This window comes from Pseudomonas sp. PSPC3-2, assembly GCF_049897085.1.
Classification (GTDB): domain Bacteria; phylum Pseudomonadota; class Gammaproteobacteria; order Pseudomonadales; family Pseudomonadaceae; genus Aquipseudomonas; species Aquipseudomonas paraveronii.
Map to the genome: position 1 here is coordinate 651,780 of NZ_JAFCVO010000001.1, position 15,204 is coordinate 666,983.

Below are 15,204 nucleotides of genomic sequence, written 5' to 3' on the forward strand. Positions count from 1 at the left end.
CGATTCGACTTGCTCCCGATGGCGGTGGTTCAGTCACTGATGTATTGACTGACACACTGCTATCGGGGGCAAGTCGAATCGTCGCACCGCCCCTCCCACATTGGTGTTGGGTTGAATGGGAGATATCGGTTTATTTGGAAAGAAACCGCATGCCTTCTTCCAGCCCGCGCAGCGTCAACGGATACATCTGATCCTCGACCAACTCCCGCACAATTGCGGTCGATGCGGTATAGCCCCAAGTGTCCTTGGGGTACGGGTTTATCCAGATCAGCTTCTTGTACTTGGCCATGAAGCGCTGCATCCACACATACCCTGGCTCTTCGTTCCAATGCTCGACGCTGCCGCCGGCCTGGGTGATTTCATACGGCGCCATCGACGCGTCGCCGATAAAGATGACTTTGTAATCGGCGCCATACTTGTGCAGCAGGTCCTGGGTGGAGGTGCGCTCCGAGGTGCGGCGTTGGTTGTTCTTCCATACCGACTCGTACACGAAGTTGTGGAAGTAGAAGTACTCCAGGTGCTTGAACTCGGTCTTGCACGCGGAGAACAGCTCTTCGCAGGTCTTCACATGGGCGTCCATCGAACCGCCGATGTCGAACAGCAACAGCAGCTTGATGGTGTTGCGCCGCTCCGGACGCATCTGGATGTTCAGCAAGCCGGCATCGCGGGCGGTGTGGTCAATGGTGCCGTCGATATCCAGCTCTTCCGCTGCACCCTGGCGTGCAAACTTGCGCAGGCGGCGCAGGGCGATCTTGATGTTGCGCGTGCCCAGTTCCACCTGGTCGTCGAGGTTCTTGTACTCGCGCTGCTCCCAAACCTTGACCGCCTTGCCCTGGCGCGTGCCCGCATCGCCGACGCGGATGCCTTCCGGGTTGTAGCCGCCGGAGCCGAACGGGCTGGTGCCGCCGGTGCCGATCCACTTGTTGCCGCCGGCGTGGCGCTCTTTCTGTTCTTCCAGGCGTTTCTTGAATTCCTCGATCAGCTTGTCCAGGCCGCCGAGGGACTGGATCTGTGCGCGTTCTTCGTCGCTCAGCGAGCGCTCGAACTCTTTGCGCAGCCAGTCTTCGGGGATCAGCGCCTGCAGGTGCTCGTCGAGTTTTTCCAGGCCGTTGAAATAGGCGCTGAAGGCGCGGTCGAACTTGTCGAAATGGCGTTCGTCCTTGACCAGGATCGCCCGGGCCAAGTAGTAAAACTCGTCCATGTCGGCGAAGGTCACCCGCTGTTTCAGGGCGTTGATCAGGTCGAGCAGCTCGCGCACCGATACCGGCACTTTTGCGGCACGCATTTCATTGAACAGGTTGAGCAACATGGCAGGCGCCCTTATCGGTTACCGCGACGGCTCATGAACGCCAGGCGCTCGAGCAATTGCACGTCCTGCTCGTTCTTCACCAGCGCACCGGCCAGGGGCGGGATGGCCTTGGTCGGGTCGCGTTCGCGCAATACCGCTTCGCCGATATTGTCGGCCATCAGCAGCTTGAGCCAGTCGACCAGTTCGGAGGTGGAGGGCTTTTTCTTCAGGCCCGGGACTTTGCGCACGTCGAAGAACACGTCCAGCGCTTCGCTGACCAGGTCTTTCTTGATGTTGGGGTAATGCACGTCGACGATTTTTTGCAGGGTGGTGCGGTCGGGGAAGGCGATGTAATGGAAGAAGCAGCGGCGCAGGAACGCGTCCGGCAGCTCTTTTTCATTGTTGGAGGTGATGATGATGATCGGGCGCTTCTTGGCCTTGATGGTCTCGTCGATTTCGTAGACGTAGAACTCCATCTTGTCGAGTTCTTGCAGCAGGTCGTTGGGGAACTCGATGTCGGCCTTGTCGATTTCATCGATCAGCAGGATCACCCGCTCCTCGGACTCGAAGGCCTCCCAGAGCTTGCCCTTCTTCAGGTAGTTGCGCACGTCGTGCACCTTGTCCACGCCCAACTGCGAGTCGCGTAGGCGGCTGACCGCGTCGTACTCATACAAGCCCTGGTGGGCCTTGGTGGTGGACTTGATGTGCCAGGTGATCAGCTTGGCGCCGAAGGATTCGGCCAGTTGCTCGGCGAGCATGGTCTTGCCGGTGCCCGGCTCGCCCTTGACAAGCAGCGGACGCTCCAGGGTGATGGCAGCGTTGACGGCCAGTTTCAGGTCATCGGTGGCAACGTAGGCCGGGGTGCCTTCGAACTTCATCGGTCATTCCTCGAATTCATCAATGCCCGACTATACCGTGCGGCCCCGGCGACTGTGAACGCAGACGGGTTATTCAGTCTCTGAATGGCCGGTCAGCTTAATCCGCCGATGGCTTGGGCTGTTCATACCGTGCAGTGAATGCCTGGATGAACCCATTACGCAAAATCTGCAAAAACGCGGAGAACGCGCTGATGTCTTGCTGGTGTACGCTGCCGCTCAGCTCAACACGGGTGGCGAACTGGTTTTTGCTCTGGTTCTTCAGCACGGTTTCGCTGGCGCCGACCACGGCTTCCCAGATCGAGCGGAAGATGTTCTTGTCCTGGTTTTGCACGTCCTGCTGCCAGTCGAACACTTCCACATCACGCAGCAGCGGCTTGATGTAGCCGGTCAGTTGGCCTTTCTGCGCCTGGGCTTCGATTACCACGTCGCCGGTGCCGGCCTTGAAGTCGAATTTGCCATAGGCCGAGGCGAAGTCATTCATGCGCTTGAGCTGCAAATCGCGTGCGCGAAAGCGAAATTCAAAGTCTTCGAAATTGCTCAGTGGGTCAAAAGTGGCGGTGGCTTCCAGCGGCGCCTGGCCCTGCAGCAGGGCTTTGCCGTCGAAGCTGGCGTCACGCTTGCCTTTGACGTCAACGACATTGGTCAGGTTATAGACGCTGGCGTTAACCGAGGTGGCATTGATGTTCACCGGCGGCTTGGAGCTGAAGTTGTGGAAGGCGATCTTGCCGTCCTGGATGCGCACTTCGTTAAGGGTGATCGGCAACAATTTGCTCAGTTGCGCGCGCCAGTCGGTGCCCTGACCGGTCTGGGACGCCGCTTTGTTGGCTCCGCCGTCGACAAAGTTCAGCTCGGGCTGGATGAACTGGACCTCGGCCACCACGGCACGGTCGTACCACAGCGAATGCCAACTCACCGACAGGTCGATCAACGGCGCCTTGACGAAGGGCACCGGCACCTTGCCGTCGACTTTGACGATCTGCAGCCCATTGATCCGGTAGGCGCCGCGCCACAGGGCCAGGTCCACATCGGTGATCTGGCCGCGGTAGTCGCCCATGTCGGCGAGCTTGTCATTCAGGTAGTTGCGCACCAGGTAGGGCAGGGCGAGGTCCAGCGCAACCAGCACCACCACCAGCGTAGCGATGGTCCAAATCGGCCAACTGTAGCGACGTTTCATGGGGCAGATCTCCGTGCGTGTAGGAGATTGACTGTTGTGATGCTGCCAACGTTCCTCTGACTGGACGCTTTGGAAGACGAGGCATACCCTTGGGGCTTTCTTCAAACCGCCTCAAGGACCCGTTATGAGCCGCATTTTTGCAGACAACGCGCACTCCATCGGTAACACGCCCCTGGTTCAGATCAACCGCATCGCACCGCGTGGCGTGACCATCCTGGCCAAGATCGAAGGGCGTAACCCGGGTTATTCGGTGAAGTGCCGCATTGGCGCAAACATGATCTGGGACGCGGAAAGCACCGGCAAACTCAAGCCAGGCATGACCATTGTCGAACCCACCTCGGGCAACACCGGTATCGGCCTGGCGTTTGTCGCCGCCGCCCGTGGCTACAAGCTGTTGCTGACCATGCCTGCGTCGATGAGCATCGAACGCCGCAAAGTGCTCAAGGCCCTGGGCGCCGAACTGGTGCTGACCGAGCCGGCCAAGGGCATGAAGGGCGCAATCGACAAAGCTGCGGAAATCCTCGCCAGCGACCCGGCCAGCTACTATATGCCGGGGCAGTTCGAAAACCCGGCCAACCCGGCGATCCACGAAAAAACCACCGGCCCGGAAATCTGGAACGATACCGACGGTGCCGTAGATGTACTGGTGGCGGGCGTGGGCACCGGCGGCACGATTACCGGGGTGTCACGCTATATCAAGAACACCGCGGGCAAGCCGATTCTGTCGGTGGCCGTCGAGCCGATCGTGTCGCCGGTGATCACCCAGGCGCTGGCGGGTCAAGAGATCAAGCCCAGCCCGCACAAGATCCAGGGCATTGGCGCCGGGTTCGTGCCGAAGAACCTCGACCTGTCGATGATCGACCGCGTGGAACTGGTGAGCGACGAAGAATCCAAGGCCATGGCCCTGCGCCTGATGCGGGAAGAGGGGATTCTGTGCGGGATCTCCTGCGGCGCGGCCATGGCGGTCGCCGTGCGCCTGGCCGAGAAGCCGGAAATGCAGGGCAAGACCATCGTGGTGATCCTGCCGGACTCCGGCGAGCGCTACCTGTCGAGCATGCTGTTCAGTGATTTGTTTACCGATCAAGAAAACCAGGCTTGATGCACATGTGGCGAGGGAGCTTGCTCCCGCTGGGGCGCGAAGTGGCCCTGTACGTTGTTTAAAAGAGTGAGACTGCTGCGCAGTCCAGCGGGCGCACGCTCCCTCGCCACAAGGTTTGATGTATGTCAGCCGGTCGGCCAAGGCCTTCTGCATAATGGCCCAAGTGTTTATCATGGCCGGCTGCTACGTCTGGTTTCCCCTCGACGGGAGGTTGTTGGCCAGGCGCTTATTTCCAGGAGTTGCTGCATGACCTTTTCTTTGGCCGCCAAACTGTCGGTGTTGCTGGTGTTTATCGGCAGTACGCTTTACGTACACCTGCGCGGCAAGGCCCGTTTGCCGATGTTGCGCCAGTTCGTCAACCACTCGGCGCTGTTTGCCCCGTATAACGCCTTGATGTACCTGTTCTCGGCGGTGCCGTCCAAGCCGTACCTGGACCGCAGCAAGTTCCCGGAACTGGACGTGCTCAAGGACAACTGGGAAGTGATCCGCGAAGAGGCCATGCACCTGTTCGACGAGGGTTACATCCGCGCTGCTGAAAAGAATAACGACGCCGGCTTCGGTTCGTTCTTCAAGAAGGGCTGGAAGCGTTTCTACCTCAAGTGGTACGACAAACCGCTGCCGTCGGCCGAGGCCCTGTGCCCGAAAACCGTGGCGCTGGTCAGCAGCATCCCCAACGTCAAGGGCGCGATGTTCGCGCTGTTGCCGGGCGGCAGTCACCTCAACCCGCACCGCGACCCGTTTGCCGGCTCCCTGCGTTATCACCTGGGGCTGTCCACGCCGAACTCCGACGACTGCCGCATCTTCGTCGATGGTCAGGAATACGCCTGGCGCGACGGTGAAGACGTGATGTTCGACGAGACCTACGTACACTGGGTAAAGAACGAGACTGAAAAGACTCGCGTGATCCTGTTCTGCGACATCGAGCGCCCCCTGAGCAGTCCCCTGATGACCCGCGTCAACCGCTGGGTCAGCGCGCAACTGGGCCGCGCCACCGCGCCGCAGAACCTGGATGACGAACGCGTCGGCGGCATCAACCAGGCCTATGCCTGGAGCAAGTCGTTCAGCGACAAGATCAGCGGTGTGGTCAAACAGTGGAAGCGCAAGCATCCCAAGGCCTACCGCATTGCGCGGCCGGTGCTGGCGGTTGTCGTCTTGGTACTGCTGTGGAAGTGGCTCTTCGGCTGATCTGAAAGGTTGAGCTCGGTCAAAAATGTGGGAGGGGGCTTGCTCCCGATGGCGGTGTGTCAGGTTGAATAACTGTGCCTGATTCACCGCCATCGGGAGCAAGCCCCCTCCCACATTTGGCCTCCAGCGACCTTTAGCTGGCGATCAACTGGCGCAGCACATAGTGCAGAATGCCCCCGGCCTTGAAGTATTCCACTTCATTGAGGGTATCGATCCGACACAGCACGTCGACCTTCTCGCTGCTGCCATCCTCACGGGTAATCACCAGGGTCAGGTTCATGCGCGGCACGATCTCCACAGCGGTCAAACCGAGGATGTCGATCTTCTCCTTACCAGTGAGATTGAGCGCCTTGCGGTTCTGGTCCAGCTTGAACTGCAAGGGCAGCACGCCCATACCCACCAGGTTGGAGCGGTGAATCCGTTCGAAACTCTCGGCGATCACCGCCTTGACCCCCAGCAGGTTGGTGCCCTTGGCCGCCCAGTCGCGGCTTGAGCCGGTGCCGTATTCCTGGCCGGCAATCACTACCAGCGGTGTGGCGGATGCCTGGTATTTCATGGCCGCGTCGTAGATCGGCATTTTCTCGCTGGTGGGGATATACAGCGTGTTGCCGCCTTCCTCGCCGCCGAGCATTTCATTGCGGATACGGATATTGGCGAAGGTGCCGCGCATCATCACTTCATGGTTGCCCCGGCGTGAGCCGTAGGAGTTGAAGTCACGCGGTTCCACGCCTTGTTCGCGCAGGTAGCGACCGGCGGGGCTGTCGGCCTTGATGTTACCGGCGGGGGAGATGTGGTCGGTGGTCACCGAATCGCCCAGCAGGGCCAGGATGTTGGCACCGTTGATGTCTTTGATCACCGGCAGCGGGCCGGCGATGTCGTCGAAGAACGGCGGGTGCTGGATGTAGGTGGAGTCCTTCTGCCACACGTAGGTCGCGGCCTGCGGCACTTCAATCGCTTGCCACTGTGCGTCACCGGCAAACACCTCGGCGTATTCCTTGTGGAACATGCTGGTGCTGACCTGGGCGACGGCCTCGGCAATTTCCTGGCTGCTCGGCCAGATGTCCTTCAGGTACACCGGATTGCCTTGCTGATCGTTGCCCAACGGTTCGCGGCTGATATCGATGCGCACCGTACCGGCCAACGCATACGCCACCACCAGCGGCGGCGAGGCCAGCCAGTTGGTTTTCACCAGCGGGTGTACGCGGCCTTCGAAGTTGCGGTTGCCGGACAGCACCGACGCCACGGCCAGGTCGGCTTTCTGGATGGCTTTTTCAATCGGCTCGGGCAACGGTCCGGAGTTGCCGATGCAGGTGGTGCAGCCATAACCCACCAGGTCAAAGCCGAGCTTGTCCAGGTATTGAGTGAGGCCGGCGGCCTTGTAGTAGTCGGTGACTACTTTGGAGCCGGGGGCCAGGGAGGTTTTCACCCAGGGTTTGCGGGTCAGGCCTTTTTCCACGGCCTTTTTCGCCACCAGCCCGGCCGCCATCATCACGCTGGGGTTGGAGGTGTTGGTGCAGGAGGTGATGGCGGCGATGACCACGGCGCCGTTTTTCAGGCGATAGGTCTGGCCGTCATCTTCATAGTCGGCCTCGCCCACCAGGTCGGCATTGCCCACGGCGACCCCGCCACCGCCTTCGCTTTCCAGGCGGCCTTCTTCTTTGTTGGTCGGCTTGAATTGCAGGTCGAGGAAGTCGCTGAACGCCTGGCTGACATCTGGCAGCGACACGCGGTCTTGCGGGCGTTTCGGCCCCGCGAGGCTGGCTTCGACGCTGCCCATGTCCAGGGCCAGGCTGTCGGTGAACACTGGCTCCTGGCCCGCGTTGCGCCACAGGCCCTGGGCCTTGGTGTAGGCCTCGACCAGTTTGACGGTCTGCGTCGGGCGGCCGGACAGGCGCAGGTAGTCCAGGGTGACCTCATCCACCGGGAAAAAGCCGCAGGTTGCGCCGTATTCCGGAGCCATGTTGGCGATGGTGGCGCGGTCCGCCAGGGGCAGGTCGGCGAGGCCGTCGCCATAGAACTCGACGAATTTGCCGACCACGCCTTTCTTGCGCAGCATCTGGGTGACGGTCAGCACCAGGTCGGTGGCAGTGATGCCTTCTTTCAGTTTGCCGGTGAGCTTGAAGCCGATCACTTCCGGAATCAGCATCGACACCGGCTGGCCGAGCATCGCCGCTTCCGCTTCGATCCCGCCCACGCCCCAGCCAAGCACGCCGAGGCCGTTGATCATGGTGGTGTGGGAATCGGTGCCGACCAGGGTGTCGGGGAAGGCGTAGGTACGGCCGTCTTCATCCTTGGTCCACACGGTGCGGCCGAGGTATTCGAGGTTGACCTGGTGGCAGATACCGGTGCCCGGCGGCACCACGCTGAAGTTGTCGAAGGCGCTTTGGCCCCAGCGCAGGAAGGCGTAGCGTTCGCCATTGCGCTGCATTTCGATGTCGACGTTTTGCTCGAACGCGCCGGTAGTACCGAACTTGTCGACCATCACCGAGTGGTCGATCACCAGGTCCACCGGCGATAGCGGGTTGATGCGTTGCGGGTCGCCACCGGCCTTGGCCATGGCGGCGCGCATGGCGGCCAGGTCGACCACGGCGGGCACCCCGGTAAAGTCTTGCATCAGCACGCGGGCCGGGCGGTACTGGATCTCGCGGTCGGACTGGCGTTCTTTGAGCCAGGCGGCGATGGCCTTGAGGTCGGTGCCGGTGACGGTCTTGTTGTCTTCCCAGCGCAGCAGGTTTTCCAGTAGCACTTTGAGGGACATCGGCAGCTTATCCAGGTCACCCAGGCTCTTGGCGGCTTCGGGCAGGCTGAAATAGTGATAAGTCTTGTCGTCGATTTGCAGGGTTTTAAGGGTTCTCAGGCTATCAATGGATGACATTACATGACTCCTTATGGTCCGCACGGCTACGGACCTGACGGGACGAACAGAGCTATCAAACTAGCGCTGTTTTCAGTAGCTGGCTAATTACTGGACTCTATGGACAGATCCAAGGTTCCGAAGTCAGCTATCATGCGCGCGTTTTCATGACAGACATTGCGATAGCGCACGTCCGTTGAGTCGCCAGGAGAATTGATGAACACCCTTTTTATGCACTGCCGCCCGGGTTTTGAAGGCGAGGTCTGTTCCGAGATCGCGGAACACGCCGCGCGCCTGAACGTTTCTGGCTACGCCAAGGCCAAGACCGGCAGCGCTTGCGCCGAATTTGTCTGCACCGAAGAAGATGGCGCCCAGCGCCTGATGCACGGCCAGCGTTTTGCCGAGCTGATCTTCCCGCGACAATGGGCACGCGGGGTGTTCATCGACCTGCCGGAAACCGACCGCATCAGCGTGATCCTCGCGCACCTGCGCGATTTTCCGGTGTGCGGCAGCCTGTGGCTGGAGATGGTCGACACCAACGACGGCAAGGAACTGTCGAATTTCTGCAAGAAATTCGAAGTCCACCTGCGCAAAGCCCTGCTCAACGCCGGCAAGCTGGTGGACGAGCCGAGCAAGCCACGCCTGCTGCTGACCTTCAAGAGCGGCCGCGAAGCGTTCATCGGCTTGGCCGAATCGAACAACTCGGCGATGTGGCCAATGGGCATCCCGCGCCTGAAATTCCCCCGCGACGCACCCAGCCGCTCGACCCTGAAGCTGGAAGAGGCCTGGCACCACTTCATCCCCCGCGACCAGTGGGACGAGCGCCTGCACGGCGACATGACGGGCGTCGACCTGGGCGCCGCGCCCGGCGGCTGGACCTGGCAGTTGGTCAACCGGGGCATGCTGGTGACCGCCATCGACAACGGGCCCATGGCCGAAAGCCTGATGGACACTGGCCTGGTGCAACACCTGATGGCCGACGGCTTCACCTTCGTGCCCAAGCAGCCGGTGGACTGGATGGTGTGTGACATCGTCGAAAAACCGGCACGCAACGCCGCCTTGCTGGAAACCTGGATCGGCGAAGGCTATTGCCGTGAAGCGGTGGTCAACCTGAAGCTGCCGATGAAACAGCGTTACGCCGAGGTCAAGCGTTTGCTCGAGCGCATCGAAGACGGCTTCAAGGCACGCGGCATTCGCGTGGAGATCGGCTGCAAGCAGCTGTACCACGACCGCGAAGAAGTGACCTGCCACCTGCGCCGCCTGGTGGATGTGAAGAAAACCAAGGCCCGTTAAACTGAGCGCCTGCTGCAGGAGTAATCAATGAGCGATATGACCGACACCGCCGTCGACGGCACCCTTGATGCCACGGGCCTCAACTGCCCGGAGCCGGTAATGATGCTGCACCAGCACATCCGCGACCTGCCGCCTGGCGGTCTGCTCAAGGTGATCGCGACCGACCCGTCGACCCGCCGCGACATTCCCAAGTTCTGCGTGTTCCTCGACCACGAACTGGTGGCTCAGCAGGAGCAGGCCGGTACGTACCTGTACTGGATTCGCAAGAAGTCGGCTTAACCCCGACCCCGGTATGCGCCGCCTCCGTGGCGAGGGAGCTTGCTCCCGTTCGACTGCGCAGCAGTCGCCTGCTTTGGGGGCGCTTCGCACCCCAGCGGGAGCAAGCGCCCTCGCCACAAGCGCAGCGTCTACAGGCGGTTATGCCCGCGCCTTGTCCCGGCGGATGCGTCGGCGTGCGCTGCGCGCCAAGCGCACCAGCAACATCCCCGCCGCACAGCTCAGGCCCACGATCAGCCCCTGCCACAAACCGCTGGGGCCGCTCGGCTCGCCCAACCAGTCGGTCAGCCCCAGGGCGTAACCCACCGGCAACCCCACGCCCCAGTAGGCAAACAGGGTCAGCACCATTGTCACCCGGGTGTCCTGATAGCCGCGCAACGCACCGGCGGCGGTGACCTGGATCGAGTCGGAAAACTGGAACAGCGCTGAAAACACGATCAGCGTCGACGCCAGGTGGATCACCACGGGGTCCGGGGTGTAGATCGTCGCGATCTGTTCGCGGAACAACAGCATCAGGCTGCAGGACAGGCAGGCATATACCAGCGCTGTGCCCATGCCGACGCCGGCGGCAAAGCGCGCTTCGCGCGGCTGGTCACGGCCGAGGGCCTGGCCGACGCGCACGGTGACGGCCATGCTCAGGGAGTAGGGGATCATGAACACCAGGGAGCTGACGTTCAGGGCGATCTGATGGCCGGAGACCACCGTGGCGCCCAGGCTGCCGATCAGCAGGGCGATCACCGCGAAGATGCTCGATTCGGCAAAGATCGCGATGCCGATCGGCAGGCCAATGCCCAATACGCGCTTGATCACCGCCCATTGCGGCCAATCGAAACGCTTGAACAGTTCGCTGCTCCGGTACGCCGGCCCCCAGCGCGTCCAGCCTGCCAGGCCGAGCATCATCACCCACATCGCAATGCCCGTGGCCCAGCCGCAGCCCGCTCCGCCCATGGCCGGCACGCCCAAATGGCCATAGATGAAGATGTAGTTCAGCGGGATATTCAGCGCCAACCCGCACAGGCCCATGACCATGCTCGGTCGTGTGCGGCCCAGGCCATCACTGAAACAACGCAACACGTAATACACCGCAACGGCCGGCATGCCCGCAGCGATGCCGTGCAGGTAGCCCATGGACGGTTTGATCAGGTCGGGTTCAACCTTCATCGCGTGCAGGATGGGTTCGGCGCTGAGCAGTAACAGCGACGCGGTGATGCCGACCACCACCGCCAGCCACAGGGATTGGCGCACCAGCGGCCCGATCTCGCTGTGCTGGCCGGCGCCGTAGTGCTGGGCGACTTTCGGCGTGGTGGCCAGCAAGGTACCGGTCATCAGCAGGTACACCGGAATCCAGATCGAATTGCCCAGGCCCACCGCCGCCAGGTCTTGCGGGCTGACGCGCCCGGCCATCACCGCATCGACGAAGCTCATCGCGGTGGTTGCCAGTTGGCCGATCATGATCGGCAGGGCGAGTCTCATCAGGCCGCGCACTTCCCGGCTGATGCGGGCGGGACGGGTGAGGGTGGCGGTGGCAGTGTTCACGTACAGATGTCCAAGAAAAGAGCGCAGGACGGCGGATTCTACGCGTTGACACAGCGGTCAGGAAAAAACCTGTGTTAACGATTTGTAAGCAATCTTCCAGGCAGCGCAATTCCCTGTGGGCGCTGGCAAGCCGGCTACCACCTTCGATCTGCGGTGGAACACCGATCGCATCCCTGTACACTGCTGATCCGCCAAAGGAGCCTGCCATGCTGATTGTTGCCGACGAAAATATTCCGCTACTCGATGCTTTCTTCCAAGGATTTGGCGAAATCCGCCGGGTGCCCGGCCGTTCCATTGACCGCGCCACCGTCGAACAGGCTGATGTGCTGCTGGTGCGCTCGGTGACCAACGTCAACCGAGCCTTGCTCGAAGGTTCCAAGGTGCGCTTTGTCGGCACCTGCACCATCGGCACCGATCATTTGGACCTCGATTATTTCAAGCGGGCCAGCATTCAATGGTCCAGCGCGCCCGGCTGCAATGCCCGTGGCGTGGTGGACTATGTGCTGGGCAGCTTGCAGACCCTGGCCGAAATCGAAGGGGCCGACCTCAATCAGCGGACTTACGGTGTCGTCGGCGCCGGTGAAGTGGGCGGGCGCCTGGTCAAGGTGCTCAAGGGCCTAGGCTGGAACGTGCTGGTCTGCGACCCGCCCCGGCAGATCGCCGAAGACGCTGACTACGTCAGCCTGGAGCAGATCATCGAGCAATGCGACGTGATCAGCCTGCACACGCCGTTGACCAAGTCCGGCAATGGTTCCACCTGGCACTTGCTCGATCGCGACCGCCTCAACCGCCTCAAGCCCGGTGCCTGGCTGATCAACGCCAGCCGTGGCCCGGTGGTGGATAACGCCGCCCTGCGCGACGTGTTGCTGGAGCGTGAAGACCTGCAAGCGGTGCTGGATGTGTGGGAAGGCGAGCCCGAAGTGGATGTCGACCTGGCCGACCTCTGCGTGCTGGCCACTCCGCATATCGCCGGTTACAGCCTGGATGGCAAGCAGCGTGGCACGGCGCAGATCTACCAGGCGTTTTGTTCGCATCTGGGTCAGGAGCCCGCGATTGAATTGAGCGATTTGCTGCCGCCGCCGTGGCTGGCCGAGGTCCACTTGAATGCGTCTACCGACCCGGCCTGGGCGCTGGCGACGTTATGCCGCAGCGTGTACGACCCGCGTCGCGACGATGCGGATTTCCGTCGCAGCCTCGTGGGAACGGTGGATGAGCAACGCAAGGCATTCGACCTGCTGCGCAAGCATTATCCGGAGCGCCGTGAGATCGATGGCTTGAAGGTGCGCATCCATGGGCAATCGGCGCGGTTGTCGGGCATCGTTGAGGCATTGGGCGCTGAACTGTTGTAGGAACGAGTCCACAAAAAACCGGCCATCAAGGCCGGTTCTGAAAGAGCGTGGACACTTCAGCCTTGCGGGGCAGGCTTGACCAGTCGCTGTTCCAGCTCACGGCACGCTTGCTGGATCATCTCTTCGGTAATCTGCACTTCGCGGCCTTGGGCGTCGATGACGGAGCAAGGCAGGTATTGCGGTTGGCGGATTACTTCAATCTTGGCATCGCTGCTGTTTTGCAAGGTCATGGCCTGTCTCCTCATCAGGTTGTGTACCAACTTTAACCCCCCTGCGTGACCAAGCTGTTACAACTCCTTGCAAGATCATCGCTTCGAATACCCAGTCCACCAGAAACCGTTACAAATTTCCAGACGGGCGTTAGACCGATAACCTCTAGGGCGCAGGGTGGGCGGGCATAATTAACCTGACTCATTGTTATTTACCCAAGTTCCCCCAATGTTATCTGCAGGTTCCTATCTCCCATCATCAGGTGATGCCCTCCATGTTCTCAGTCCGTCAACGCCGCGCGATTCGCCTGGCCAGCCGCTTCATTGCGCCCTACCGCTGGCAGGCGTTCGGTGCGTTGGTGGCGCTGATCGTCACCGCGGGTATCACCTTGTCCATGGGGCAGGGCATTCGCCTGCTGGTGGACCAGGGGTTCATGACCCAGTCACCGCACTTGCTCAACCAGTCTATCGGCCTGTTCATGATCCTGGTGCTGGGCCTGGCCGTCGGCACGTTTGCGCGGTTTTACCTGGTGTCGTGGATCGGCGAGCGGGTGGTGGCTGACATTCGCCGGCAGGTGTTCAATCACCTGATCTACCTGCATCCGGGTTTTTATGAAAACAACCGCAGCTCGGAGATCCAGTCGCGGTTGACCACCGACACCACCCTGTTGCAATCGGTGATCGGCTCCTCGTTGTCGCTGTTCCTGCGCAACGCCTTGATGGTCATCGGTGGCATCGTGCTGCTGTTTGTCACCAATCCCAAGCTCACCAGCATCGTTGTGGTGGCGCTGCCGTTGGTGCTGGCGCCGATCCTGATTTTCGGCCGCCGCGTGCGCAGCCTGTCGCGCTTGAGCCAGGACCGCATTGCCGACGTCGGCAGCTACGTGTCCGAGACGCTCGGCCAGATCAAGACCGTGCAGGCCTTTAACCACCAGGCACAGGACGAACAACGCTTTGCCGTGACCGTCGAGGACGCCTTCGCCACGGCGCGCAAACGCATCGCCCAGCGCGCCTGGCTGATCACCCTGGTGATCATGCTGGTGCTCGGTGCTGTCGGCGTGATGCTGTGGGTTGGCGGGATGGACGTGATCAGCGGGCGCATTTCCGGCGGCGAGCTGGCGGCGTTTGTGTTCTACAGCCTGATCGTCGGCAGCGCCGTCGGCACGTTGAGCGAAGTGCTCGGCGAGTTGCAGCGCGCCGCCGGTGCGGCGGAGCGGATCGGCGAGTTGCTGCAGTCGAACAACGAGATCCAGGCGCCCGCCAGCGGCACCGTGCAGTTACCAGACCGCGTCAGCGGCCGTATGGAGCTGCAAGACCTGCGCTTTTCCTACCCCTCGCGGCCGGACACTTACGCCATCGACGGTTTGAGCCTGACCATCAATCCCGGCGAAACCCTGGCGCTGGTGGGGCCGTCCGGTGCGGGCAAATCGACGATTTTTGATCTGCTGCTGCGCTTTTATGATCCCCAGCACGGTCGCATCCTGCTCGAAGGGCACCCGCTGACCGAACTCGACCCCCAGGACCTGCGCCGCCACTTCGCCCTGGTGTCCCAGAGCCCGGCGCTGTTTTTCGGCAGCGTTGAAGACAACATCCGCTACGGCAACCCGACGGCCACCCGCGAGCAGGTCGAAGCCGCCGCGCGCATCGCCCATGCCCACGACTTCATCCTGCAAATGCCCGATGGTTACCAGACCCACCTCGGCGACGCCGGCATGGGCCTCTCCGGCGGCCAGCGGCAACGCCTGGCCATCGCCCGCGCGTTGCTGGTGGACGCGCCGATCCTGCTGCTGGACGAAGCCACCAGCGCCCTCGACGCGCAGAGTGAACACCTGATCCAGCAGGCGCTGCCGCAACTGATGCACGGCCGCACCACGCTGGTCATCGCGCATCGCCTGGCGACGGTGAAGCATGCGGACCGGATTGCCGTGATGGACCAGGGCAAGCTGGTGGCGATCGGCACGCATCAGCAGTTGATCGCGAGTAACCCGCTGTATGCGCGGTTGGCGGCGTTGCAGTTCAGCGATGGTGCGGAGGAACAGGCTGCGCACTGAAATCACCGCGCA

Annotated in this window: 12 protein-coding genes; 6 read left to right on the forward strand and 6 right to left on the reverse strand. The window is 61.7% G+C overall.

Features of this window, described 5'->3' with window-relative positions; genetic code table 11:
- Positions 1-130 precede the first annotated feature (130 nt).
- The 3 genes from ACP7CJ_RS03040 to ACP7CJ_RS03050 form a co-directional block, all read right to left on the reverse strand.
- Positions 131-1,309 carry a vWA domain-containing protein gene (locus tag ACP7CJ_RS03040; protein WP_276197025.1) on the reverse strand — a complete coding sequence of 393 codons (1,179 nt, stop codon included), beginning with the start codon at positions 1,307-1,309 and terminating at the stop codon, positions 131-133.
- A gap of 11 nt (positions 1,310-1,320) precedes the next feature.
- Complete coding sequence (locus ACP7CJ_RS03045; protein ID WP_247401493.1) at positions 1,321-2,166, reverse strand: AAA family ATPase; 846 nt, start codon at positions 2,164-2,166, stop codon at positions 1,321-1,323.
- A 97-nt stretch (positions 2,167-2,263) separates the two neighbouring features.
- Positions 2,264-3,340: a DUF748 domain-containing protein gene (locus ACP7CJ_RS03050; RefSeq protein ID WP_426099494.1), complete on the reverse strand. Its 1,077-nt coding sequence runs from the start codon at positions 3,338-3,340 to the stop codon at positions 2,264-2,266.
- A 124-nt stretch (positions 3,341-3,464) separates the two neighbouring features.
- Between ACP7CJ_RS03050 and cysK the strand changes: the two genes are divergently transcribed.
- Together cysK and ACP7CJ_RS03060 are read left to right on the forward strand one after the other, a co-directional pair.
- Positions 3,465-4,439, forward strand: a complete 975-nt coding sequence (gene cysK, locus ACP7CJ_RS03055; RefSeq protein WP_276197027.1) for a cysteine synthase A — start codon at positions 3,465-3,467, stop codon at positions 4,437-4,439.
- 246 nt (positions 4,440-4,685) lie between these two features.
- Positions 4,686-5,624, forward strand: a complete 939-nt coding sequence (locus ACP7CJ_RS03060; RefSeq protein ID WP_276197028.1) for an aspartyl/asparaginyl beta-hydroxylase domain-containing protein — start codon at positions 4,686-4,688, stop codon at positions 5,622-5,624.
- Positions 5,625-5,757: 133 nt separating this feature from the next.
- On the opposite strand, the gene acnA is transcribed toward ACP7CJ_RS03060, so the two are convergent.
- Positions 5,758-8,499 (reverse strand): aconitate hydratase AcnA, encoded by a 2,742-nt coding sequence (gene acnA, locus ACP7CJ_RS03065; protein ID WP_276197029.1) that lies wholly within the window; start codon positions 8,497-8,499, stop codon positions 5,758-5,760.
- A 195-nt stretch (positions 8,500-8,694) separates the two neighbouring features.
- Here acnA and rlmM point away from each other — a divergent pair, with 195 nt between their 5' ends.
- Together rlmM and tusA are read left to right on the forward strand one after the other, a co-directional pair.
- Positions 8,695-9,771: a 23S rRNA (cytidine(2498)-2'-O)-methyltransferase RlmM gene (rlmM, locus tag ACP7CJ_RS03070; RefSeq protein WP_253394109.1), complete on the forward strand. Its 1,077-nt coding sequence runs from the start codon at positions 8,695-8,697 to the stop codon at positions 9,769-9,771.
- Positions 9,772-9,798: 27 nt separating this feature from the next.
- Positions 9,799-10,050, forward strand: a complete 252-nt coding sequence (gene tusA, locus ACP7CJ_RS03075; protein WP_373423728.1) for a sulfurtransferase TusA — start codon at positions 9,799-9,801, stop codon at positions 10,048-10,050.
- A gap of 138 nt (positions 10,051-10,188) precedes the next feature.
- Here the strand turns inward: tusA and ACP7CJ_RS03080 are convergent, their stop codons facing one another.
- Positions 10,189-11,583, reverse strand: a complete 1,395-nt coding sequence (locus ACP7CJ_RS03080; RefSeq protein WP_426099493.1) for an MATE family efflux transporter — start codon at positions 11,581-11,583, stop codon at positions 10,189-10,191.
- Between the two features lie 206 nt (positions 11,584-11,789).
- On the opposite strand from ACP7CJ_RS03080, the gene pdxB reads away from it, so the two are divergent.
- A complete protein-coding gene (gene pdxB / locus ACP7CJ_RS03085; RefSeq protein WP_426099492.1) occupies positions 11,790-12,932 on the forward strand; it encodes a 4-phosphoerythronate dehydrogenase PdxB in 1,143 nt (380 codons plus the stop codon).
- Between the two features lie 56 nt (positions 12,933-12,988).
- On the opposite strand, the gene ACP7CJ_RS03090 is transcribed toward pdxB, so the two are convergent.
- On the reverse strand, positions 12,989-13,162 hold the full coding sequence (locus ACP7CJ_RS03090) for a PA1571 family protein (protein WP_276197032.1): 174 nt from the start codon (positions 13,160-13,162) through the stop codon (positions 12,989-12,991).
- A 245-nt stretch (positions 13,163-13,407) separates the two neighbouring features.
- On the opposite strand from ACP7CJ_RS03090, the gene ACP7CJ_RS03095 reads away from it, so the two are divergent.
- A complete protein-coding gene (locus ACP7CJ_RS03095) occupies positions 13,408-15,192 on the forward strand; it encodes an ABC transporter ATP-binding protein/permease (RefSeq protein WP_426099491.1) in 1,785 nt (594 codons plus the stop codon).
- Positions 15,193-15,204 lie beyond the last annotated feature (12 nt).